This is a genomic window from Hydrogenophaga laconesensis (assembly GCF_031457235.1).
In the GTDB taxonomy this organism is placed as follows: Bacteria; Pseudomonadota; Gammaproteobacteria; order Burkholderiales; family Burkholderiaceae_C; genus Hydrogenophaga; species Hydrogenophaga laconesensis.
This window is the reverse complement of the sequence record NZ_JAVDWE010000005.1, coordinates 174,297-196,710: the sequence shown is the minus strand read 5'-3', so window position 1 is coordinate 196,710 and position 22,414 is coordinate 174,297. Positions and strand designations below refer to the sequence as shown.

The window sequence follows — 22,414 nt, the reverse complement described above, 5'->3', positions numbered from 1 at the left end:
CTCCGTTGTTCAGACCAGCACGCGCTCGATGCCGCCCTGGTTGGCCTTGGCCACGTAAGCCGGCAACCACTCTTCGCCGAGGATCTGGCGTGCCATTTCCACGACGATGTAATCGGCCTCCAGCAGGCCTGACTTGAGGTCGTCACCATAGCGACTCAGCCCCTGCAGGCAGCTCGGGCAGGAGGTCAGGATCTTCACGTTGTCGCGCTCGCCCACCGTGCCAGCGGCCCGCAGCGCGGCCTCGCCCTTGCGGATTTCCTCTTCCTTGCGGAAGCGGATCTGGGTGGAGACATCCGGCCGGGTAACACCCAGCGTGCCGGACTCACCACAGCAACGCTTGCTTTCCACCACGTTGCTGCCTACCAGCGCCTTGACCGTTTTCATCGGTTCCTGCAGCTTCATGGGCGTGTGGCACGGGTCGTGGTACAGGTACCCGCCCTGCCCGCCGGGCAGCGTGATGCCTTTCTCCAGCAGGTACTCGTGGATGTCGATGATCCGGCACCCCGGGAAGATCTTGTCGAATTCGTAGCCTTGCAGCTGGTCGTAGCAGGTGCCGCAGCTCACCACCACGGTCTTGATGTCGAGGTAGTTCAGGGTGTTGGCGACGCGGTGAAAGAGCACCCTGTTGTCGGTGATCATCTTCTCGGCCTTGTCGAACTGGCCACTGCCGCGCTGCGGATAGCCGCAGCACAGGTAGCCCGGTGGCAGCACGGTCTGCACGCCCGCGTGCCAGAGCATGGCCTGGGTGGCCAGACCAACCTGCGAGAACAGCCGTTCTGAACCGCAACCGGGAAAGTAGAACACCGCCTCCGTCTCCGCAGTGGTCGCCGACGGGTTGCGGATGATGGGCACGTAGTCCTTGTCTTCAATGTCCAGCAAGGCCCGGGCGGTCTTCTTGGGCAAGCCCCCCGGCATCTTCTTGTTGATGAAGTGGATCACCTGTTCCTTGATCGGAGCAGCGCCCAGCGTGGCCGGCGGTGCGCTGGTCTGCTTGCGTGCAACACGCTTGAGCAGGTCGTTCGCCAGCCGCTGGGCCTTGAAGCCCACGCCCACCATTGCGCCTCGCACGAACTTGATCGTCTCGGGGTTGGTCGCGTTGAGGAAGAACATGGCCGCCGCGTTGCCTGGGCGGAAGCTCTTCTGACCCATCTTGCGCAACAGGTTGCGCATGTTCATGGTGACGTCGCCGAAGTCAATCTTGACCGGACACGGGCTCAGGCACTTGTGGCACACCGTACAGTGGTCAGCCACGTCTTCGAACTCTTCCCAGTGCTTGATGCTGATGCCGCGGCGCGTCTGCTCTTCATAAAGGAAGGCCTCAATCAGCAGCGAGGTGGCCAGGATCTTGTTGCGCGGCGAGTACAGCAGATTCGCACGGGGCACGTGCGTGGCGCACACCGGCTTGCATTTGCCGCAGCGCAGGCAATCCTTGACGCTGTCGGCGATGGCACCAATCTCGCTGCGCTGCATGATGATCGATTCGTGGCCCATCAATCCGAAGCTGGGCGTGTAGGCATGCGACAGATCGGCACTGCGAAGGGTTGCGTCGTCCGTCGTGCCCTGGCGCAGCAGCTTGCCCTTGTTGAAGCGGCCTTCAGGATCGACCCGGCTCTTGTACTCGGCAAAGGGACGCAGTTCCTCATCGGTGAGGAACTCCAGCTTGGTGATACCGATGCCATGCTCGCCGGAAATCACGCCGTCCAGCCGCCGGGCCAGCACCATGATGCGGGCGACCGCTTCATGCGCGGTCTGCAGCATCTCGTAGTCGTCGCTGTTCACCGGAATGTTGGTGTGCACATTGCCATCACCGGCGTGCATGTGCAGCGCCACCCACACGCGCCCCTTGAGCACGCGCTTGTGGATGGCGTTGCACTCCGCCAGCAGCGGGCCGAACGCGGCGCCGGTGAAGATGGCCTGCAACGGGGCGCGGATCTGCGCCTTCCAGCTCGCCCGCAGGCTGTGGTCCTGGAGCTGCGGGAACAGCGTGTCGATGTCGCGCAACCAGCCAGTCCAGAGTGTTCGTACCTCGCGCACCAGCGCCAGCGCCTGCTGCACGCGGTCCTCCAGCAGCTCGGCACTGGGAATGTCGCTCGCGTCGTCGGTTTTGCCCAGGGGCAGATGACCCTTGGCAAAAAAGGCCTCGAGTGCATCGGCCAGCTTGATCTTGTTGCGCAGCGAGAGCTCGATGTTGATGCGCTCGATGCCCTCGGTGTACTCACCCATGCGCGGCAGTGGGATCACCACGTCTTCGTTGATCTTGAAGGCGTTGGTGTGCTTGCTGATGGCCGCGGTGCGCTTGCGGTCGAGCCAGAATTTCTTGCGTGCTTCCGCGCTGATGGCCACGAAACCTTCGCCGCTGCGCGAATTCGCCAGGCGGATGACTTCGCTGGTGGCACGCGCGACGGCATCGGCGTCATCACCCACGATGTCGCCGATCAGCACCATCTTGGGCAAGGTGCCGCGCTTGCTCTTGGTGGCATAACCCACGGCTTTCAAGTAACGGTCATCGAGGTGCTCCAGGCCGGCCAGGATGGCGCCGCCAGGGCGTTTCATCTCACCGAACATGAAGTCCTTGATGTCGACGATGGAGGGCACGCAGTCCTTGGGGTTGCCGAAGAACTCCAGGCACACCGTTCGCACATGCTCGGGCATGCGGTGCACCACCCAGCGCGCACTCGTGATCAGGCCGTCACAGCCTTCCTTCTGGATGCCGGGAAGGCCACTGAGGAACTTGTCGGTCACGTCCTTGCCCAGGCCTTCCTTGCGGAAGGTTCGGCCGGGAATCGCGAGCTGTTCGGTGCGCACCGGCGTCTTGCCGTCGGCCTCGAAGTACCGGAGTTCGAAAGTGGCGACCTCGGCATCATGGATCTTGCCGAGGTTGTGGTCGAGGCGGGTGACTTCAAGCCACTGTGCCTGCGGCGTGACCATGCGCCACGACACCAGGTTGTCCAGTGCCGTGCCCCACAGCACGGCCTTCTTGCCGCCCGCGTTCATCGCGATGTTGCCGCCGATGCAGGAGGCCTCGGCCGAGGTGGGATCGACGGCGAAGACATGGCCGGCCCGGTCTGCCGCGTCGGACACGCGCTGGGTCACAACGCCTGCCTCGGTCCAGATGGTGGGCAGCGGTTGCTCATGGCCCGGCACCTTGACCCACTCGACTTCGGTCATGGCCTCGAGCTTCTCGGTGTTGATCACCGCACTCTTCCATGTCAGCGGGATCGCGCCGCCGGTGTAGCCGGTACCGCCCCCGCGCGGAATGATGGTCAGGCCCAGCTCGAAACAACCCTTGACGAGCAAGGCCATTTCGGCCTCTGTGTCGGGCGTGAGCACCACGAAGGGGTATTCGACGCGCCAGTCTGTGGCGTCGGTGACATGGGAGACGCGCGAGAGGCCATCGAACTTGATGTTGTCGCGGGCGGTGAGCTTGCGCAGCGCCTTGGTGGCACGCTGGCGCAGCGTCGCCATGTCTTCAAAAGAGCGGGAAAACTGGTCAACCGCCGAGCGTGCCGACTTGAGCAATTCGTCCACCAGGGCGTCGCGCGCCACATCGTCCTGGGGCGTGCGGCGCTTCTGCACCTCGGCCAGGCGGTGGTGCAAGGCATCCACCAGTTGCTGGCGGCGCCTGGGGCTGTCGAGCAGGTCGTCCTGCAGGTAGGGATTGCGCTGAACCACCCAGATGTCACCCAGCACCTCATAGAGCATGCGCGCCGAGCGCCCGGTGCGGCGCTCCCCTCGCAGCTCGTCCAGCAGCAGCCAGGCGCGCTCCCCGAGCAACCGCACCACAATTTCACGATCCGAGAAGGAGGTGTAGTTATAGGGAATCTCGCGCAAACGCGGCGCATCGTCGGTGGCGGTGGCGAGCAACGAAAGCGGTGTGGGTGCGTTCATTTGTGTGGCAGTCGCCAGCTTGACAGTACAGAACCCAAGATGGTACCGCAGCGCAACATATCCCATGCCACCCTGTGGAAACCCCTGTTGTCATGCCCGGGAAACGCATGTGCAATGGTTTTGTCATATCGGAGCCATACCCTACCCCCACCGGTTTCCGACCATTTCCCTAGGAGCAACACCCATGCAGAAGCGTTTTCTTCCCTTGACCGGCGCCCTGGCGCTCGCCGCCCTGATGAGCGGCCCCGTCCACGCCCAGGCCCCGACCGAGATCCAGTGGTGGCATTCGATGAGCGCAGCGCTTGGCGAGTGGGTCAATGACCTCGCTAGGCAGTACAACGCCAGCCAGACCCAGTACAAGGTGGTTCCCACGTACAAGGGCACCTACGACGAGTCCATGACGGGTGCGATCGCCGCCTTCCGCGCAGGGAACGCACCGCACATCCTGCAGGTGTTCGAGGTCGGCACCGCCACGATGATGGCCAGCAAGGGCGCGATCGTTCCCGCGGCCAAGGTGCTCAACGACGCCGGCTTCAAATTCGACCCGACGCAGTACGTGTCCGCCGTGGCGGGTTACTACACCGCGCCCAACGGCCAGATGCTGAGCTACCCGCTCAACAGCTCGACCACCATCTTCTATTACAACAAGGACGCCTTCAAGAAGGCCGGTCTGGACCCTGAAAAGGCCCCCAAGACCTGGCCCGAGGTGTTCGCAGCCGCGTCCAAACTCAAGGCCAGCGGCCACGCCTGCCCGTTCACCACCAGCTGGATCAGCTGGACGCAACTGGAGAGCTTCTCGCTCTGGCACAACACCCTGTTCGCCTCCAAGAACAACGGCTTCGACGGCAACGACGCACAACTCCAGATCAACACGCCGTTGCACGTGCGCCATTTCGAGAATCTGGCCAAGGCGTCCAAGGAAGGCAGCTTCGTCTACAAGGGCCGCGGCAACGCACCCGACGCCTCCTTCCCTTCGGGCGAATGCGCCATGATCACTGGCTCCTCGGGCCTGTACGCCCGCGTGAGCAAGGACGCCAAGTTTGCCTACGGCATCTCCACCCTGCCCTACTACGCCGACGTCAAGGGCGCTCCCCAGAACACGGCCATCGGCGGGGCCAGCCTGTGGGTGATGGCCGGCAAGAAGCCTGCCGAGTACAAGGGCGTGGCCGATTTCCTGAACTTCCTGAACGACACCCGGGTGCAGGCCGCCAGCCACCAGCGCACCGGTTACCTGCCCGTGACCACGGCCGCCTACAAGCTGACGGAAGCGTCCGGTTTCTATGAAAAGAACCCGGGCACCGACGTGGCCGTGACGCAGATGATCCGCAAGGCCACCGAAAAGTCGCGCGGCATCCGCCTGGGCAACTTCGTGCAGATCCGGACCATCATCGATGAGGAAACCGAACAGATCTGGGCTGGCCGGAAAACGCCCAAGGAAGCGCTGGACACCGCCGCAGCCCGCGGCAACGAGCAACTGGTACGCTTCGCCCGCGCGAACAAGTAAGCTCGCGCCGTGAGCCCGATGATGCCCACCAGACACTTGGTGAGGCATCGATAGCCCGCCACTCTGCATGCCCCCCCGGGTTTGCAGTGCGGCGGGTTGTCTTTTGAAAGACCTGGAAAGACAGAAATGGAAAAGCGCGTTCTCTTCCGCTCCTCGTGGCTGCCGTGGGTGCTGCTGGCACCACAGCTGGCGGTCATCAGCATCTTTTTCTTCTGGCCGGCGGGTCAGGCCCTGGTGCAGTCATTCCAGGTGCAGGACTCGTTCGGTTTTTCGAAGGAATGGGTGGGCCTGGAGAACTTCAGGAACCTGTTCGAAGACCCGAGCTATCTGGCCTCGTTCAAGACCACCGCCTTCTTCTCGGTGCTGGTCGCCGGATTCGGCATCGCGATTTCGCTGGTGCTGGCCATTTTTGCCGACCGCATCATCAAGGGCGCGCTCGCCTACAAGACCGCGCTGCTGCTGCCCTACGCCGTGGCGCCAGCGGTGGCCGGCGTGCTCTGGATGTTCATGTTCTCGCCCTCACTCGGTGTGGTGGCCTACATGCTGCGCCAGTCGGGGTTCGACTGGAACCACATGCTGAACTCCGACCATGCGATGACGCTGATCGTGATCGCTGCGGTGTGGAAGCAGATTTCCTACAACTTCCTGTTCTTCCTGGCGGGGCTGCAGTCGATCCCGAAGTCGCTGATCGAGGCCGCCGCCATCGACGGGGCCGGCCCCTGGCGCCGGTTCTGGAGCATCCAGTTCCCGCTGCTGTCGCCCACCACCTTCTTCCTGCTGGTCATCAACGTGGTGTACGCCTTTTTCGACACCTTCGCCATCGTGGACGCCACCACGCAAGGTGGGCCAGGGCGCGACACCGCGATCCTCGTCTACAAGGTCTACCACGACGGCTTCAAGGCCATGGACATGGGTGGCTCGGCCGCGCAGTCCGTGGTGCTGATGGTCATCGTCGTCCTGCTCACGGTGATCCAGTTCCGCTACGTCGAGAAGAAAGTGCAGTACTGACATGGTTGAACGCAGTCCTTACCTGACGCTGCTGTCGCACCTGATCCTGGTGCTCGGCGTGCTCATCGTCGGCTTCCCGCTGTACCTGGCCTTCGTGGCGTCCACCCACACGGCACAAGACATCGTGCAGGCGCCCATGCCCCTGCTGCCCGGCAGCAACTTCTGGCAGACCTACCGCGACACGCTGATGGGTGGTGGCAGCGGACCGGGTTCGAGCGCCCCCGTGGCCCGCATGATGTGGGTGAGCCTGGTGACGGCGCTCGTCATCACCTTCGGCAAGATCGCCATCTCGCTGCTGTCGGCCTTTGCGATTGTCTATTTCCGTTTCCCGTTCAAGAACATCTGCTTCTGGCTGATCTTCATCACGCTGATGCTGCCGGTCGAGGTGCGCATCGGCCCGACCTACCAGGTGGTGTCCGACCTGGGCATGCTCAACACCTACGCCGGCCTGACGATTCCGCTGATCGCCTCGGCCACCGCAACCTTTCTCTTCCGGCAGTTCTTCCTCACCGTGCCGGATGAACTGGTCGAGGCCGCGCGGGTGGACGGTGCCGGCCCGATGCGCTTTTTCAAGGACATTCTGGTGCCCCTCTCGCGCACCTCGATCGCTGCGCTGTTCGTGATCCAGTTCATCTACGGCTGGAACCAGTACCTGTGGCCCCTGCTGGTCACCACCTCCGAAGAGATGTACCCGGTTGTGATCGGCATCAAGCGCATGATCGCCGGCGGCGACGCGGGCAACGAGTGGAACATCGTGATGGCCACCGCGCTGCTGGCCATGCTGCCACCCGCGCTCGTGGTGATCTTCATGCAGCGATGGTTCGTCAAGGGCCTGGTGGACACCGAGAAGTAGCCGCCCGCCGCGCACCGCCCCGATACACAACCCGAACGCAACACACGTCATGGCCTCTCTCTCACTCCGCAACATCGTCAAGCGCTACGGCATCGGCCCCAAGGCCAATCAGGTCATCCACGGGGTGAATGCCGAGATCCAGGATGGCGAGTTCGTCGTCATCGTCGGCCCCTCGGGCTGTGGCAAGTCCACGCTGCTGCGCATGGTCGCGGGCCTGGAGGAAATCTCCGGCGGCGAGCTGCGCATCGGCGACCGAGTCGTCAACAACCTGGAACCGGCCCAGCGCGACATCGCGATGGTGTTCCAGAACTACGCGCTCTACCCGCACATGACGAATTTCGACAACATGGCCTACGGCCTGAAAATCGCCAAGGTGCCCAAGGAAGAGATTCGTGCCCGGGTGGACAAGGCCGCCAAGATCCTCGAACTCGGTCACCTGCTCGAGCGCAAGCCGCGCGAACTCTCGGGCGGCCAGCGCCAGCGCGTGGCCATGGGGCGTGCGATCGTGCGCCAGCCCCAGGTGTTTCTGTTCGACGAGCCGCTGTCCAACCTGGACGCCAAGCTGCGCGCCCAGACCCGGCTGGAAATCCAGAAGCTGCACCGCGAACTGGGCATCACCTCTCTGTTCGTCACACACGACCAAGTCGAGGCCATGACGCTGGCCGAACGCATGATCGTGATGAACGCGGGCAACATGGAACAGTTCGGTACACCCGAAGAGGTCTACACCCACCCTGCCACCACCTTTGTCGCCAGCTTCATCGGTTCGCCACCGATGAACCTGCTCAAACACGCACCGGGTGGGCGCGCGGGCAGCATTCTGGGGATCCGTCCGGAGCACATCGACATCGGCACCGAGGGCTGGGCCTTGCAGGTGGAAACCGTCGAACTGCTGGGCGCGGAACGGCTGGTACACGCGCGGTTGGGCGACGAGATGCTGATCATCCGCACGCACGAAGACCAGGGAGCGCCTGCTGTCGGCAGCACCATCCACGCCAAGCCCCGCGAAGATCGCTTGCACTGGTTCGACGCCGAAACCGGCCACCGCCAATGAGCGAGGAGCAGGCAGGCGGCCTGTGGGCCTATCCACGCTGGATCGCCCACCGTGGCGCCGGAAAGCTGGCGCCCGAAAACACCCTGGCAGCGTTCCGCCTGGGAGCGAGCCACGGCTACCGCATGTACGAATGCGACGCCAAGCTCAGCGCCGACGGTGTAGTGTTTCTGTTGCATGACGCGACGCTGGAGCGCACCACGAATGGCGCAGGCGTGGCGGGGAATCGCGACTGGAAAGAATTGAGCCTGCTGGATGCAGGCAGCTGGCACTCCCGCGCTTTCGCGGGCGAGCCGCTCGCCACGCTGGAAGCGGTGGCACACCACTGTCAGGCGCAAGGGCACTGGCTCAACATCGAGATCAAGCCCACCCCGGGGACCGAGCTGACCACGGGGCGTGCGGTGGCCGAAACCGCAGCGAAGCTGTGGTCGACCGACACCGCACGCCCGCCCCTTCTCACATCGTTCCAGCCCGATGCCCTGCGGGGTGCGAGAGAAGCGGCGCTCAACCTGCCGCGGGGCCTGCTGCTCGATACGCTGTGGGACGGCTGGCGCCAGGCCGCGCAGGATCTGGCGTGCGTGGCCGTGGTCTGCAACCACGCGCTGTGGGACCGACCGAGCGTGGCGCAGGCCCGCGAGGCCGGCCTGCGCACCCTGGCCTATACGGTGAACGACGAGTGGGCCGCGCAACGGTTGCTGGACCTGGGCCTGGACAGCATCATCACCGACCGCGTCGACCTGTTTCCGCCAGGCCGCTGAAGCGGGCGCTCAGCGCTTGCGGTGCAGCCACCAGGCCAGGGAGCCCTGCACGACCACCAGGGCCGCATAGGTGGCCATCTTGCCGTCACGGCCAAAGAACACCAACCCGGCGAGCAGAACCACCACGCCAGCCACGATCAGCATGAAGGCCTCCAGGCCGGCGCCTCGGGCGGTGCGACCGGCACGGCGAAACCGTGGCACCACCCACAGGATGAGGGCCAGAAAAACGGCGGGTGCGATGAAGCCGGCGAGGTGCCCGAGGAAGGCCAATGGCGTCATTGGGAACGGGCTGCGGCGTGCATAAGGGTTCAATTTTATAATCACCCCATGTCTGTCTGGGCGCTCGGCATCAACCACAACACGGCTCCGCTCGATTTGCGGGGCCGTTTTGCGTTCGCGCTCGACCAGATCCAGCCCACCCTGCACGGGTACCGCCAGAGTCTGGCGCGCCAACCCGAGGCCACCCTGCTCTCCACCTGCAACCGCACCGAGCTCTACGGCGCGGGCGACCAGTCGGCTGTCGACCCCACACTCGACTGGCTGGCCCAGACCGGCGGCGTGAGCGGCGATGTGCTGCGCGATCATGCCTACGTTCTGCGGGACGATCAGGCCGCACGCCATGCGTTCCGCGTGGCCAGCGGCCTGGACAGCATGGTGCTCGGCGAAGCCCAGATCCTGGGCCAGATGAAAGACGCGGTGCGCGCCGCCAGTGACGCTGGCGCCCTGGGCACCACGCTGCACCAGTTGTTCCAGCGCTCGTTTGCTGTGGCCAAGGAAGTCCGCAGTTCCACCGAAATCGGCGCCCATTCCATCAGCATGACTGCCGCGGCGGTGCGACTGGCATCCCAACTGTTCGAGGATCTCCGCGACATCAAGGTGCTGTTCGTCGGTGCGGGCGAGATGATCGAACTCGCCGCCACGCATTTCGCGGCCAAGACCCCGAAAGGCATGGCCATTGCCAACCGCACCCTGGAACGCGGCGAGAAACTCGCCAGCCGCTTCGGTGCACAGGTGATGCGGCTGGCGGATGTGCCAGACCGCCTGCACGAATTCGACGCTGTCATCAGCTGCACGGCCAGCACGCTGCCCATCATCGGCCTGGGGGCCGTGGAACGGGCGCTCAAGAAGCGCCGCCATCGCCCCATGTTCATGGTCGACCTCGCGGTGCCGCGAGACATCGAGGCCGAGGTGAAGGCACTGCCCGACGTGTATCTCTACACCGTGGACGATCTGGCCACGGTGGTGCAGACGGGCAAGGACCATCGCCAGGCGGCAGTGGCCCAGGCCGAAGCCATCATCGATGCGGGCGTGCTGAGCTTCATGCACTGGATGGAACAGCGCGATCCCGCCCATGGCGTGGTGCCGCTGATCCAGCAGATCAACGCCCAGGCGGATGAGTGGCGCACCACCGAAATGGCGCGCGCGCGCCGTCTGCTGGCCAAGGGTGAGCCTATCGAGGCCGTGCTGGAAGCCCTTTCGCGGGGCCTCACGCAGAAAATGCTCCACGGCACGCTGGCCGAGTTGCACACCGGCGACCTTGCCACCCGTGCCGTGACGGCGCAGACCGTTTCCCGGTTGTTCCTGCGCGACGAGCCGCCCAAATCCTCGCGCCGCACCTAGCTCCGCTCGGTCTGCCCTGTCATTGCAGGCGCCTGCCTGCGCCGGCACGCTGTTCCTATCCCACCATGAAACCCTTTGTCCGCGATACCCTGCTGCGCCAGCGAGCCCGACTGCATGAGCTGGACGCCTTGCTGTCGGCGCCCGATGTCGTCGACCAGATGGACCGTTTCCGCGCCTTGAGCCGCGAACATGCGGAGGCCTCTGCCGTGGTCGAGGTGTTCAACCGCTACCTCCAGCGGGAAGCCGATCTGGCAGCGGCACAGGATATGTTGGGGGACGCCGACATGGCGGAAATGGCGCAGGAGGAAATCCAGGGCGCCGAGGCCGACATCTCGCAGCTGGACACGGAATTGCAGCAGCTCCTGCTGCCCAAAGACCCGGACGACGAACGCAACGCCTTCGTCGAAATCCGTGCAGGCACCGGTGGCGATGAATCGGCCCTGTTCGCCGGCGACCTGGCCAGGATGTACACACGCTATGCAGAAAAACAGCGCTGGCAGGTGGAAATCGTGAGCGAATCGCCCAGCGAGCTGGGCGGCTACAAGGAAGTGGTGCTGCGTGTGGCTGGACACGGCGCCTACGGCCGGTTGCGTTTCGAATCCGGTGGCCACCGCGTGCAGCGGGTGCCGGCCACGGAAACCCAGGGACGCATCCACACCAGCGCAGCCACCGTCGCGGTCATGCCGGAACCGGACGAAACCCAGGCCGTGCAACTCAATCCGAGCGAATTGCGCATCGACACCTTCCGTGCCAGTGGCGCGGGTGGACAGCACATCAACAAAACCGACTCCGCCGTGCGGGTGACCCACCTGCCCACGGGCATTACCGCCGAATGCCAGGATGGCCGCTCGCAGCACAGCAACAAAGCCAAGGCGTTGCAGGTGCTGACCGCACGCTTGCAGGAGAAGGAGCGCAGCGAACGCGCAGCGACCGAGGCAGCCACCCGCAAGGGCCTGGTGGGCAGCGGCGATCGCAGCGACCGCATCCGCACCTATAACTTTCCGCAGGGCCGCATCACCGACCACCGCATCAACCTCACGCTGTACAAGGTGCTGCTGGTCATGGAAGGCGATCTGGACGAGGTGATCCATGCCCTGCAGGTGGCACGCGGCACCGAGTTGCTGGCCGAACTTGAGCAAAGCAACGGCGCATGAAAGTCACCCTGCGCGAGGCACTTGCCGAGCTGCATCGCAGCGACCTGAGCCGTATCGATGCCCAGATGCTGCTGTTGCTTGCCCTGGGAAAAAACCCGCATGACCGCGCCTGGTTGATGGCCCACGATGGCGACATGTTGAGCATCGAAGCCAGCACGCGCCTGCAGGTCCTGCTGCAACGCCGTCAGCACGGTGAACCCATGGCCTATCTGCGCGGCAACCAGGAGTTCTTCGGGCTCACGCTGCAGGTGGATTCGCGCGTGCTGGTGCCTCGCCCTGACACCGAGACCCTCGTGAACTGGGCGCTGGACGTGCTGGATGCCGGCGCCGGATCAGAAGCCCCCGAGGTGCTCGACCTGGGCACCGGCAGCGGGGCCATCGCGCTGGCCATCAAGGCTCGACGCCCCGCCGCCCGGGTCACGGCCACCGACGCCAGCCACGCGGCTCTTGAGGTCGCTCGCGCCAACGCCGGCGCGCTGGCACTGAAGGTGGATTTTCATGCAGGCCGCTGGCTGGCGGCCGTGGAGGCTCAACGCTTCAACCTCATCGTCAGCAACCCGCCCTACATCGCCGAGGGAGACCCCCATCTGGACACGCTCCACCACGAACCAGAAACAGCCCTCACGTCAGGCCCCGACGGCCTGGATGACATCCGGCAGCTGATCGTCAGCGCGCCGGCCCACCTTCATCCTGGCGGTTGGCTGCTGCTGGAGCACGGCCACGACCAGGCGGATGCTGTCCGCGCCCTGTTCAAGGCGACCGGTTTCGAGCAGACGGACAGCCGCACCGATCTCGCGGGCATCGAGCGATGCAGCGGCGGCCGATGGCCGCAACAGCGATAATGCAAGGCGTTCCCAGCCCCCTTGAGGCCTCTTCCGCAGAAGGAATCCCCACCATGAGCGATGCACAAACCCGAATCGACCAGCTGGTCAAATCCCACGACATCGTGCTGTTCATGAAAGGCAGCGCGAGTTTTCCCATGTGCGGCTTCTCCGGCCGCGCCATCCAGATTCTCAAGGCCTGCGGTGTCGAGACGAAGACGCTGACCACGGTCAACGTGCTCGAGGATGACGGTATCCGCCAGGGCATCAAGGAGTACAGCAACTGGCCAACCATCCCACAGCTGTACGTCAAAGGCGAATTCATCGGCGGCTCGGACATCATGATGGAGATGTACCAGTCCGGCGAACTGCAGCAGGTCATCAACGGCGAAGCTTGAACGCCAACGCTCCTTGCAGAACCACCTTCGGGTGGTTTTGTCGTTTCTGGCGTGCGTGTTATCACACACCCACGGTTCATCTCTGTGCCTGAAGTTGGTTTTTTGATTCCTCACCATTGAGGCCAGGCACGTCTTGTGCTTGAATGAAATCGTCGCTGAACCCACTAGGAGAATCGCATGAGCTCCCGCAGCCTGGTCGCTTCACCCTCCCTCGGCCTGCCCATCGCACAGATGCGCAGCGTGTTCAACGCCGACGACGTCGAACGCAAGCTCGCCAATCTGCAGGCCAGCGGCAACGAGCGCGACTACGAAAGCCTTCGCAACACCTGGCAACGCATGCTGGAACGCGGCCCGCAGCGTTTTGCGGTCAAGCCGTCGGGTGTGCCGGACATGGCGCCGCTCTACGACCTGCTGCCCAATTTTGGTGAAGTGCTCGACGACGTGAAGCGCCACGTCGCCCTGAGCCAGGACAGCCGCGACAGCCTCGAGGTCACACCCATCCTGTTGCTTGGCCCGCCCGGCGTTGGCAAAACCCATTTCGCGCGGCAGCTCGCGGAGCTGCTGGGCACCAGCATGAACCTGGTGCCCATGAGTTCCATGACCGCCGGCTGGCTCCTCTCCGGCTCGTCCTCTCAATGGAAAGGCGCCAAGCCAGGCAAGGTGTTCGAGGCTCTGGTGGACGGTCAGTATGCCAACCCGGTGATCGTGGTGGACGAAATCGACAAGGCCAGCGCGGATGCCCAGTACGACCCGCTGGGCGCGCTCTACAGCCTGCTGGAGCACGACACAGCGCAGAGCTTCATCGACGAGTTCGCGGAGGTGCCGATCGACGCCAGTCAAGTGATCTGGGTCACTACCGCCAACGACGAGCGCGGCATCCCTGACCCCATCAGGAACCGCATGAACGTGTACGAAATTGCGCCCCCTTCGCCCGAGGCGGCGCGCAAGATCGCGGCCCACCTCTACCGCAGCATCCTCGGCGAACACGACTGGGGTCAACGCTTCGATCCGGAGCCGACCGGCGATGTCCTGGATCAGCTGGCCACACTGGCACCGCGAGAGATGCGCAGGGCCTTGGTGACTGCGTTCGGCAATGCACGGTTGGACAACCGCTACCGCATCGAGCCCGACGATCTTCCGCGCAACGGCGCAAACAAGGGGCGGATCGGTTTCCTGCAGTAGCCGCAGAAGACACACCGTCAAGCGTCGGGATGTGCCCAGTTCTTGGCGGCCGCGTACACCGCGTTCGGGTATTCGGCCCGGCCACGGCTGCCGTTGTAACGGCCCAGGGCCATGAAAGTGTCACCGCGTTCGCGGTCAAGGTAGTGGCGCAGGATCACGCACCCAAAGCGCAGGTTGGTCTGCATGTTGAACAACCGGCTGGCATCGCCGTCGCCGATCAGGCGTGACCAGAACGGCATGATCTGCATGTAACCACGCGCACCCACGCGCGATATCGCGAACTTGCGAAACGCGCTTTCGACCTGAACCAAGCCCAGCACCAGTGTGGTGTCCAGACCAGCGCGCCGCGTTTCGTACCAGATTGTCTGGAGGAATTCGATGCGCGTCTGGAAGTCCGGCTTGCGCCGCTGAAGCCGGTCGCTTGAGGCGCCCAGCCAGCGCAGGTACGCCAGCCGCTTTTCGAGCTCGGTGAACTCGGGCACCGGAGGCGCGCTGTTGGCAATCGCCGCGCTCAAGGCGCTGCGCACTGAGTCTGCCAGCGGCTCCTCCAGCTGCCCCCCGGCTTGCACCATTCTCGGCAGCATGCCCAGGCCCAGCGAGCCTGCGGCCAGCAGGCAGTCGCGGCGCGACCAGGCCGGCGAACTCATGTCTTCAGCTTGCCTTTCAAGAGCGCAACCACCTCACCCACGGCGACCTGGGTGGCAGCAGTGTGACGGCGGTGCTGGTACTCCACCTGTCCCGCCGCGAGGCCGCGGTCACCGATGGTGACGCGATGGGGCACGCCAATGAGCTCCCAATCCGCGAACATGGCACCGGGCCGCTCGCCACGGTCGTCCAGAATCACATCCAGGCCTGCGGCGAGCAGCTCACTGTACAGCCGTTCGGCTGCCGCCTTCACCTCAGGGCTGCGGTCCATGCCGATAGGGCAGACCACCACAGTGAAAGGAGCCAGTGCGTCCGGCCAGATGATGCCGCGCTCATCGTGGTTCTGTTCGATGGCCGCTGCGGGCAGCCGCGTGATGCCGATGCCATAGCAGCCCATTTCGAAGTGGGCGGGCTTGCCATCTTCACCGAGGAAGGTGGCATTCATCGCCTTGCTGTACTTCGTGCCCAGATAGAACACATGGCCGACCTCGATGCCACGTTCGATCGCCAGCCGGCCTTTGCCGTCGGGCGACGCATCGCCCTCGACCACGTTGCGCAGATCGGCAACCAGCGCCGGCTCCGGCAGGTCGCGCCCCCAGTTCACCCCAGTCATGTGGAAGTCCGCTTCATTGGCACCGCAGATCCAGTCGGCCATCACGGCCACGTCGCGGTCCACCACCAGGTTCAACGGCTTCTTCAGCCCAATCGGCCCCAGGTACCCCGGCTTACAGCCGAAGTGGGCATCGATCTCAGCACCCGTCGCAAAGCGGAAACCCGCATTGAGCCCGGGAACCTTGGCCACCTTGACCTCGTTCATGTCGTGATCACCCCGCAACAGCAGCAACCAGACCTGGCTCTTGACGATTTCACCGGCCTCGTTGAACTCATCGGTGGCCAGCACCAGGGATTTCACCGTCGTTGCCAACGGCACACCCAGCAGGGCTGCCACATCGGCGCAGGTGCTCTTGCCTGGCGTGGGCGTCTTGACCATCGGATTGGTCGCCCCCGGACGCGGGCCAGCAGGTGCCAGCGCCTCGGCCTTCTCCATGTTGGCGGCGTAATCACTTTCAGGGCAATAAACGATCGCATCCTCACCCGTGGCGGCGATCACTTGAAATTCCTCGCTCAGGTCTCCACCAATGGCACCGCTGTCGGCCGCCACCGCGCGGTAGCGCAGTCCAAAACGGTCAAAGATGCGCCGGTAAGCCTCCGCCATGACCTGGTAGCTCGTCTTGGCGGCAGCCTCGTCACGGTCAAAGCTGTAGGCGTCCTTCATGATGAATTCACGCCCACGCATGAGGCCGAACCGGGGGCGTCGCTCGTCCCGGAATTTAGTCTGGATCTGGTACAGGTTCTTGGGCAACTGCTTGTAGCTGCGGAAGTCCTGCCGAGCGATGTCAGTGACCACTTCCTCGCTGGTCGGCTGGACCACGAAGTCGCGGTCATGACGGTCCTTGATGCGCAGCAACTCGGCCCCCATCTTTTCGAAACGGCCTGTTTCCTGCCAGAACTCCGCGGGCTGAATCACCGGCATCGTCAGTTCCACTGAGCCCGCCCGGTTCATTTCCTCGCGCACGATGGCTTCCACCTTGTGGATCACGCGCAGCCCCATGGGCATGTAACTGTAGATGCCCGCGCCGAGCTTCTTGACCATGCCTGCGCGGGTCATCAGCTGGTGGCTGACAACTTCCGCGTCGGCCGGTGCTTCCTTGAGGGTGGAAATCAGGAACTGGGAGGCTTTCATGAGCGAACTGGTGCTGCCTGGAGGCGGTGTTGGAGGTCAGGGAAGGTTCCGAAGCGGCAAGCCTTGCTCAGACTTGCCCCCGCGCCCGGAGAGGCGACAGGTGTGTGATCACTTCGCAACTGGCACGCTGCGATGCATAATGAACACAGTTTAAAAATTTGGGGTTGATTATGCTTGACAGAGAAGGCTTCAGGCCCAATGTCGGCATCATTCTGCTCAACCAGCGAAACCAGGTGTTCTGGGGCAAACGCATTCGCTCCCACTCCTGGCAGTTTCCGCAAGGTGGCATCGACAGAGGCGAGACACCTGAGCAGGCGATGTACCGCGAGTTGTATGAGGAAGTTGGCCTCATGCCTGAACACGTGAGCATCGTGGCCCGCACGCGAGACTGGTTGCGCTACGAAGTGCCTGACCGCTTCATACGCCGCGATGCCCGCGGCCACTACAAGGGACAAAAACAGATCTGGTACCTGCTGCGCCTTATGGCACAGGATTGGAATCTGAATCTGCGCGCCACGAGCCATCCCGAGTTCGACGCATGGCGTTGGCACGACTACTGGGTTCCGCTGGATGTGGTCGTGGAGTTCAAGCGAGGCGTCTACGAAATGGCGCTCACCGAGCTCTCGCGCTACCTGCCCAAGACCGACACGCGGAATCGGTATCTGCGTGGCAACACGCGCCACCGCCATGAAGAGAATCCGGAACCGCCATCGGTGGTGCCCGCCGGACTGGAATTGCCCCCGGGCGCCAGCTTTGACCCCGACCCGCAGAGCGGCATCCGCTCTGCGCACATCGAACACAAATGAACCTGTCCTATCGCTGTCTGCCGCGACGCACGGTTGTCGCCGCGACGATGATTTCGCTCCTGTGCCTGAGCGCGGCCGTGCAGGCACAGTTGAAAGACCCTGACGCTGAGCCCTGGCAAGAGTCGGCCGTCACCCCTCCAGTGAACTTCAGTACCGACGCGCTGCAACCGTTCGAGGTATCCCAGCGTGCGGAACTGAGCTATGGCATCGACCCCAAGACACTGGCTGTCGGCGAGGATGGCGTGGTTCGCTACGTGATGGTCGCCCGCAGCTCCAGCGGCGCACTCAATGTGCTGTTCCAGGGGGTGCGCTGCGCGACCGCCGAAGTCAAGACATACGGGCGCTGGAACAACAACGCGTCGAGCTGGAACACCAACAGCAAGGAAGAATGGCAGCCTTTGTCGTTCTCCGGCTCCACGAGGCCCGCGATGATGCTGGCCCGCGCGGGTGTCTGCGACGGCCGAACCATCAACGGGAATCCGCAGAAGATCCTGCACACCATCAAGTACGGCCGCCCCGACGTTCGTTGACTCGGGTGAACAGGCTGCGATCAGCCGCGCGCCAGCACCAGATTGTCGCGATGGATCATTTCAGGCTCGGCCACGTAGCCCAGCAGGCGCTCGAAATCCTGGGATGACTTGCGGCAGATGAGCCGTGCTTCGCTGCTGGCATAGTTCGCCAGGCCACGCGCCACCTCCACACCGCGTGCATCGCGGACCGCGATCACGTCGCCACGAGAGAACTCGCCATCGACGTTTGTCATGCCGATCGGCAACAGGCTCTTGCCCTCTCCGACGATCTTGCCCACGGCGCCGTCGTCCACCACGACCGCACCTCGCAACTGGAGGTGGTCCGAAATCCAGCGCTTGCGCGCCTGATGCTTGGGCGTCTGTGCCATGAGGCAGGTACCAATGGCCTCACCATCGGCCAGCCGCAGCAGCACGTCAGCTTCACGCCCCCATGCGATCACCGTGGAGGCACCCGAACCTGCGGCCCGCTTGGCGGCCAGAATCTTGGTGATCATCCCGCCCTTGCCAATGCCACTGCCTGCACCGCCAGCCATGGCCTCCAGGCGCGGATCTCCCGCACGGGCCACGTGCACGAACTGCGCAGCCGGATCGCGCCGGGGGTCGGCGGTATACAGCCCCTTCTGGTCGGTAAGAATGACGAGCACGTCAGCCTCCACCAGGTTGGCCACCAGCGCGCCCAGGGTGTCGTTGTCACCAAACTTGATTTCGTCGTTGACAACCGTGTCGTTCTCATTGATCACAGGCACCACGCCCAGCTGCAACAACGTCACCAACGTGGAGCGGGCATTGAGGTATCGCTCGCGGTCGGCCAGATCTGCGTGTGTCAGCAGCACCTGGGCGCTGCCCACGCCACAACCGCGCAGCTTGGTCTCGTACATCTGGACCAAACCCATCTGCCCCACCGCCGCCGCCGCCTGAAGTTCGTTGATCTCCTTGGGCCGTACCGCCCAACCCAGCCGCTTCATGCCCTCGGCCACAGCTCCGCTGCTGACCATGATGACTTCGCGCCCCTGCCGCACCAAAGCCGCAAGCTGCTGGCTCCATTGGCCAATGGCCTCTTCATCCAGGCCTCGCCCCTCATTGGTCACGAGGCTGGAACCCACCTTGATCACGATGCGCCGCGCCGTCTTGAACACGACAGATGGGACCAGGCCCTGCTCGTTCACGGTATCGGCAGGAAGGGCTGGAGAAGCGGCGTGCATGGGATGTACATCAGGGGGTTTGGGTAAAGCGTGGATCGACTTCCACAGGCGCCTGCTGCGACTGGTGCACCTGCGCAATGTGCTGGTACACCTTCTGCACCAGCAACTCGCAGCCCTCACGCGTCAGAGCTGAGATCTCGAAGACCGGGCCCTTGTATTTCAGGCGCTTGACGATGTCCTTGACGCGTGCCTCGCGCTCTTCGGCTGGCACCATGTCGAGCTTGTTGAGCACGAGCCAACGCGGCTTCTCGTGAAGCTTCTGATCGAATTTCTTCAGCTCTGCCACGATGGCCTTCGCCTGCGCAACAGGGTCGACCCCTTCGTCAAACGGCGCCACGTCCAGCATGTGCAGCAACAGACGTGTGCGCTGCAGGTGCCGCAGAAACTGGTGGCCCAGACCTGCCCCCTCCGAGGCGCCTTCGATGAGACCAGGCACGTCGGCCACCACGAAGCTTTTCTCCGGACCCACACGGACCACGCCCAGGTTCGGGTGAAGCGTGGTGAAGGGGTAGTCGGCGATCTTGGGCCGGGCATTGGAGATGGCAGCTATCAGCGTGGACTTGCCCGCATTGGGCATCCCCAACAGACCCACGTCAGCCAGCACCTTGAGCTCAAGCTTGAGACTGCGCTTCTCGCCCGGCCAGCCTGGTGTCTTCTGACGGGGCGCACGGTTGGTCGAACTCTTGTAGTGCATGTTGCCAAAACCGCCATCGCCGCCCTTGGCGATCGTCACCTGCTCGCCGGGTTGCAGCAGTTCATGCAACACTTCACCCGTCTCGGCATCCGAGATAATGGTGCCCACGGGCATCTTGAGCACGATGTCATCACCTTTGACGCCGAACATGTCCGAGCCTTTGCCATGCTCGCCACGATGCGCCTCGAATCGACGGGTGAACCGGAAATCCACCAAGGTGTTCAGACTGGCATCGGCGACTGCAAACACGTGACCGCCACGTCCACCGTCGCCACCATCAGGCCCGCCGAATTCCTTGTACTTTTCATGCCGGAAAGATGCGCAGCCATTGCCGCCATCGCCCGCGGCGACATCGATCGTGGCTTCGTCCACAAACTTCATGACATGCTTTCCGGAGGTTTCAACCGTATGCCAAAGACCAAACAAAAAAGCCCGCACGGGCGGGCCTTTTGCTGAAGATGCATCAGATGCGCCTGTCGCACCGCACCGATCTCTCAATCATGCAGCGCCGACGCCACCCTATCAAACGGGCGTGATGTTGACCACTTGACGATTCAGCGCACCCTTGGTGGCGAAGCTCACGTGACCATCGACCGTTGCAAAAATGGTGTGGTCCTTGCCCACACCCACGTTGGTGCCCGGGTGGAACTTGGTGCCGCGCTGACGCACGATGATCGAACCAGCGCTGACCAGCTCACCACCAAACGCCTTCACACCGAGCATCTTGGGCTTGGAATCGCGCCCGTTTCGCGTTGAGCCGCCGCCTTTTTTCTGTGCCATGTTGACTTACTCCTCAGGCTGCGATCGACGAAATCTGCAGTTCGGTGAAATTCTGACGGTGACCTTGACGCTTCTGGTAGTGCTTGCGACGGCGCATCTTGAAGATACTGACCTTGTCGTGCCTGCCGTGGGCCAACACCTTGACCGTGACCGTTGCGCCGGAAACCAAGGGAGTGCCAACCTTGATCTCGGTGCCGTTGCCGACAGCCAGAACCTGGTCAAACACGATCTCTTGGCCCACATCCGCAGCAATCTGTTCTACTTTAATTTTTTCGCCAGCAGCAACACGATACTGTTTGCCACCGGTTTTTATGACCGCGTACATATGAACCTCTTTAAAAATTCCACAAGTGGAAGCCGGCAGACGAAATTCCACCGAGCCAATGATTTTAGCATGTGCCTCTCCAACAGGCAAGTTGATGCTGCCTGACCGGAGAAACCAAGCCTGAGCGAACACTTGCCATTCCTATAATCGCGACCGCCGACATCACCTGCCACCGCTGACGACTTTGACCACATCGACCCCGCCCGCCAACCCCCTGGACCTGATTCGGCCTGACATGCTTCAGGTCGACCACGTCATCAGCGAACGCTTGACCACCGAAGTTCCGCTGGTGCGGGAGGTGGCCCAGTACATCATTTCGGCTGGCGGCAAGCGGTTGAGGCCGGCACTCCTGCTCCTGGTCAGCGGCGCCATCAACAACCAGAACCCGCAGCGCCATACCCTGGCTGCAGTCGTCGAATTCATCCACACCGCCACATTGCTGCACGACGATGTGGTGGACGAATCCACACTGCGCCGCGGACGCGAAACCGCCAATGAACGGTTTGGCAACGCCGCCAGCGTGCTGGTGGGCGACTTTCTTTACTCGCGCGCCTTCCAGATGATGGTGGACATCAACGACATGCGCGTGATGCAAGTGCTTTCTGACGCCACAAACGTGATTGCAGAAGGCGAAGTGCTGCAGCTCATGAACATGCATGACGCCACTATCGACGAAGCGGCGTATCTGCGCGTCATTCGCTCGAAGACCGCCAAATTGTTCGAGGCAAGCGCGCGGTTGGCCCCGATACTTGCCGGCGCCGATGCCCATACCGAGGCACTGTGCGCGCAATACGGCCAAGCGCTGGGCACCGCGTTTCAAGTGATCGACGACGTCCTTGACTACGAAGGCAGTACAGACGAGCTGGGCAAGAATCTGGGGGACGACCTGCGCGAAGGCAAGGTCACCCTGCCCATCATCTGCGCTCTGCGCGCCGGCTCGGATGCTCAGAAAACACTGGTGCGCCAAGCCATCGAGGAAGGCGACGTGACACACCTCGATGCCATTCGGGACATCATTGTCCAGACCGGCGCGCTGGATGCGGCACGGGTCAGCGCCCATGAAGAAGCCAAGCGCGCCATCGATGCCGCGAAGCAACTGCCAGCGAATGCCTATAGTGCGGCTTTGCTACAATTGGCGGCTGGCCTGCTCGAGCGTCGATCTTGAGCGGCCACTGAAGGCCAACGGCCCTCAGGCGATCGACCGCAATCGGTCCATCGGGGTGTAGCTTAGCCTGGTAGAGCGCTACGTTCGGGACGTAGAGGCCGGAGGTTCGAATCCTCTCACCCCGACCATTTCCTTTTTTGTAGATTGACCGTTCAGCCCGCTTCAACGACCGGTCGGACAGGTTTCGCGTCGCCGATACAACGGCGAAGGCAGGGCATTAGGCAATTCCAGCACCGGTTGCCTCAATAATGACGGGCAAGTCCTTGATTTGCGATAGATTACAAGA

21 protein-coding genes and 1 tRNA gene are annotated in these 22,414 nt (G+C 63.3%); 14 read left to right on the top strand and 8 right to left on the bottom strand.

All coding sequences use genetic code 11. The features are described from left to right. Positions 1 to 9: 9 nt before the first annotated feature. Complete coding sequence (locus J2X09_RS11210; protein ID WP_204733505.1) at positions 10 to 3,888, bottom strand: DUF3683 domain-containing protein; 3,879 nt, start codon at positions 3,886 to 3,888, stop codon at positions 10 to 12. 184 nt (positions 3,889 to 4,072) lie between these two features. Between J2X09_RS11210 and ugpB the strand changes: the two genes are divergently transcribed. The 5 genes from ugpB (at position 4,073) to ugpQ (ending at position 9,062) form a co-directional block, all read left to right on the top strand. Further along, entirely contained in the window at positions 4,073 to 5,392 is a 1,320-nt protein-coding gene (gene ugpB, locus J2X09_RS11205) for a sn-glycerol-3-phosphate ABC transporter substrate-binding protein UgpB (RefSeq protein WP_204733504.1), read from the top strand. A gap of 126 nt (positions 5,393 to 5,518) precedes the next feature. Continuing rightward, a complete protein-coding gene (ugpA, locus tag J2X09_RS11200) occupies positions 5,519 to 6,400 on the top strand; it encodes a sn-glycerol-3-phosphate ABC transporter permease UgpA (protein WP_204733503.1) in 882 nt (293 codons plus the stop codon). 1 nt (position 6,401) lies between these two features. Further along, positions 6,402 to 7,253 (top strand): sn-glycerol-3-phosphate ABC transporter permease UgpE, encoded by an 852-nt coding sequence (gene ugpE / locus J2X09_RS11195; protein ID WP_204733502.1) that lies wholly within the window; start codon positions 6,402 to 6,404, stop codon positions 7,251 to 7,253. Between the two features lie 49 nt (positions 7,254 to 7,302). Next, positions 7,303 to 8,307, top strand: coding sequence for a sn-glycerol-3-phosphate ABC transporter ATP-binding protein UgpC (ugpC, locus tag J2X09_RS11190; protein WP_204733501.1), 1,005 nt, complete (start codon positions 7,303 to 7,305; stop codon positions 8,305 to 8,307). Next, the gene (gene ugpQ / locus J2X09_RS11185; RefSeq protein ID WP_204733500.1) at positions 8,304 to 9,062 is read left to right on the top strand and encodes a glycerophosphodiester phosphodiesterase; all 759 of its coding nucleotides are present in this window, start codon (positions 8,304 to 8,306) and stop codon (positions 9,060 to 9,062) included. The genes ugpC and ugpQ overlap by 4 nt, the downstream gene beginning before the upstream one ends. Positions 9,063 to 9,071: 9 nt before the next feature. On the opposite strand, the gene J2X09_RS11180 is transcribed toward ugpQ, so the two are convergent. After that, positions 9,072 to 9,341 carry a hypothetical protein gene (locus J2X09_RS11180; protein WP_204733499.1) on the bottom strand — a complete coding sequence of 90 codons (270 nt, stop codon included), beginning with the start codon at positions 9,339 to 9,341 and terminating at the stop codon, positions 9,072 to 9,074. Positions 9,342 to 9,389: 48 nt separating this feature from the next. Here J2X09_RS11180 and hemA point away from each other — a divergent pair, with 48 nt between their 5' ends. The 5 genes from hemA to J2X09_RS11155 all read left to right on the top strand — a co-directional run bounded on the left by hemA (position 9,390) and on the right by J2X09_RS11155 (position 14,237). Next, the gene (gene hemA / locus J2X09_RS11175) at positions 9,390 to 10,682 is read left to right on the top strand and encodes a glutamyl-tRNA reductase (protein ID WP_204733498.1); all 1,293 of its coding nucleotides are present in this window, start codon (positions 9,390 to 9,392) and stop codon (positions 10,680 to 10,682) included. Positions 10,683 to 10,747: 65 nt separating this feature from the next. Then, positions 10,748 to 11,836 (top strand): peptide chain release factor 1, encoded by a 1,089-nt coding sequence (gene prfA, locus J2X09_RS11170; protein ID WP_204733497.1) that lies wholly within the window; start codon positions 10,748 to 10,750, stop codon positions 11,834 to 11,836. After that, positions 11,833 to 12,678 (top strand): peptide chain release factor N(5)-glutamine methyltransferase, encoded by an 846-nt coding sequence (gene prmC / locus J2X09_RS11165; protein ID WP_204733496.1) that lies wholly within the window; start codon positions 11,833 to 11,835, stop codon positions 12,676 to 12,678. Before prfA ends, prmC begins: the two co-directional genes overlap by 4 nt. A 53-nt stretch (positions 12,679 to 12,731) precedes the next feature. Continuing rightward, positions 12,732 to 13,055 carry a Grx4 family monothiol glutaredoxin gene (gene grxD / locus J2X09_RS11160; protein WP_204733495.1) on the top strand — a complete coding sequence of 108 codons (324 nt, stop codon included), beginning with the start codon at positions 12,732 to 12,734 and terminating at the stop codon, positions 13,053 to 13,055. Between the two features lie 177 nt (positions 13,056 to 13,232). Next, on the top strand, positions 13,233 to 14,237 hold the full coding sequence (locus J2X09_RS11155; protein WP_204733494.1) for an AAA family ATPase: 1,005 nt from the start codon (positions 13,233 to 13,235) through the stop codon (positions 14,235 to 14,237). A 17-nt stretch (positions 14,238 to 14,254) separates the two neighbouring features. Here the strand turns inward: J2X09_RS11155 and J2X09_RS11150 are convergent, their stop codons facing one another. Then, a complete protein-coding gene (locus J2X09_RS11150) occupies positions 14,255 to 14,884 on the bottom strand; it encodes a lytic transglycosylase domain-containing protein (RefSeq protein WP_204733493.1) in 630 nt (209 codons plus the stop codon). Beyond that, a complete protein-coding gene (locus J2X09_RS11145; RefSeq protein WP_204733492.1) occupies positions 14,881 to 16,626 on the bottom strand; it encodes a proline--tRNA ligase in 1,746 nt (581 codons plus the stop codon). The genes J2X09_RS11150 and J2X09_RS11145 overlap by 4 nt, the downstream gene beginning before the upstream one ends. Before the next feature lie 170 nt (positions 16,627 to 16,796). Between J2X09_RS11145 and J2X09_RS11140 the strand changes: the two genes are divergently transcribed. Both J2X09_RS11140 and J2X09_RS11135 read left to right on the top strand, forming a co-directional pair. Next, positions 16,797 to 17,432 carry an RNA pyrophosphohydrolase gene (locus tag J2X09_RS11140; protein WP_204733491.1) on the top strand — a complete coding sequence of 212 codons (636 nt, stop codon included), beginning with the start codon at positions 16,797 to 16,799 and terminating at the stop codon, positions 17,430 to 17,432. After that, complete coding sequence (locus J2X09_RS11135) at positions 17,429 to 17,962, top strand: CNP1-like family protein (protein WP_204733490.1); 534 nt, start codon at positions 17,429 to 17,431, stop codon at positions 17,960 to 17,962. The genes J2X09_RS11140 and J2X09_RS11135 overlap by 4 nt, the downstream gene beginning before the upstream one ends. A 20-nt stretch (positions 17,963 to 17,982) precedes the next feature. Here J2X09_RS11135 and proB read toward each other — a convergent pair whose 3' ends face one another. The 4 genes from proB to rplU form a co-directional block, all read right to left on the bottom strand. Next, complete coding sequence (gene proB / locus J2X09_RS11130; protein WP_204733489.1) at positions 17,983 to 19,164, bottom strand: glutamate 5-kinase; 1,182 nt, start codon at positions 19,162 to 19,164, stop codon at positions 17,983 to 17,985. A gap of 10 nt (positions 19,165 to 19,174) precedes the next feature. After that, positions 19,175 to 20,239 carry an Obg family GTPase CgtA gene (cgtA, locus tag J2X09_RS11125; RefSeq protein ID WP_204733488.1) on the bottom strand — a complete coding sequence of 355 codons (1,065 nt, stop codon included), beginning with the start codon at positions 20,237 to 20,239 and terminating at the stop codon, positions 19,175 to 19,177. A gap of 141 nt (positions 20,240 to 20,380) precedes the next feature. Continuing rightward, on the bottom strand, positions 20,381 to 20,638 hold the full coding sequence (gene rpmA / locus J2X09_RS11120) for a 50S ribosomal protein L27 (protein ID WP_204733487.1): 258 nt from the start codon (positions 20,636 to 20,638) through the stop codon (positions 20,381 to 20,383). Positions 20,639 to 20,651: 13 nt separating this feature from the next. Next, a complete protein-coding gene (gene rplU, locus J2X09_RS11115) occupies positions 20,652 to 20,963 on the bottom strand; it encodes a 50S ribosomal protein L21 (protein ID WP_204733617.1) in 312 nt (103 codons plus the stop codon). A 235-nt stretch (positions 20,964 to 21,198) separates the two neighbouring features. Between rplU and J2X09_RS11110 the strand changes: the two genes are divergently transcribed. After that, on the top strand, positions 21,199 to 22,128 hold the full coding sequence (locus J2X09_RS11110) for a polyprenyl synthetase family protein (protein ID WP_204733486.1): 930 nt from the start codon (positions 21,199 to 21,201) through the stop codon (positions 22,126 to 22,128). Positions 22,129 to 22,179: 51 nt separating this feature from the next. Further along, positions 22,180 to 22,256, top strand: a tRNA-Pro gene (locus J2X09_RS11105). The last annotated feature ends 158 nt before the right edge of the window (positions 22,257 to 22,414 follow it).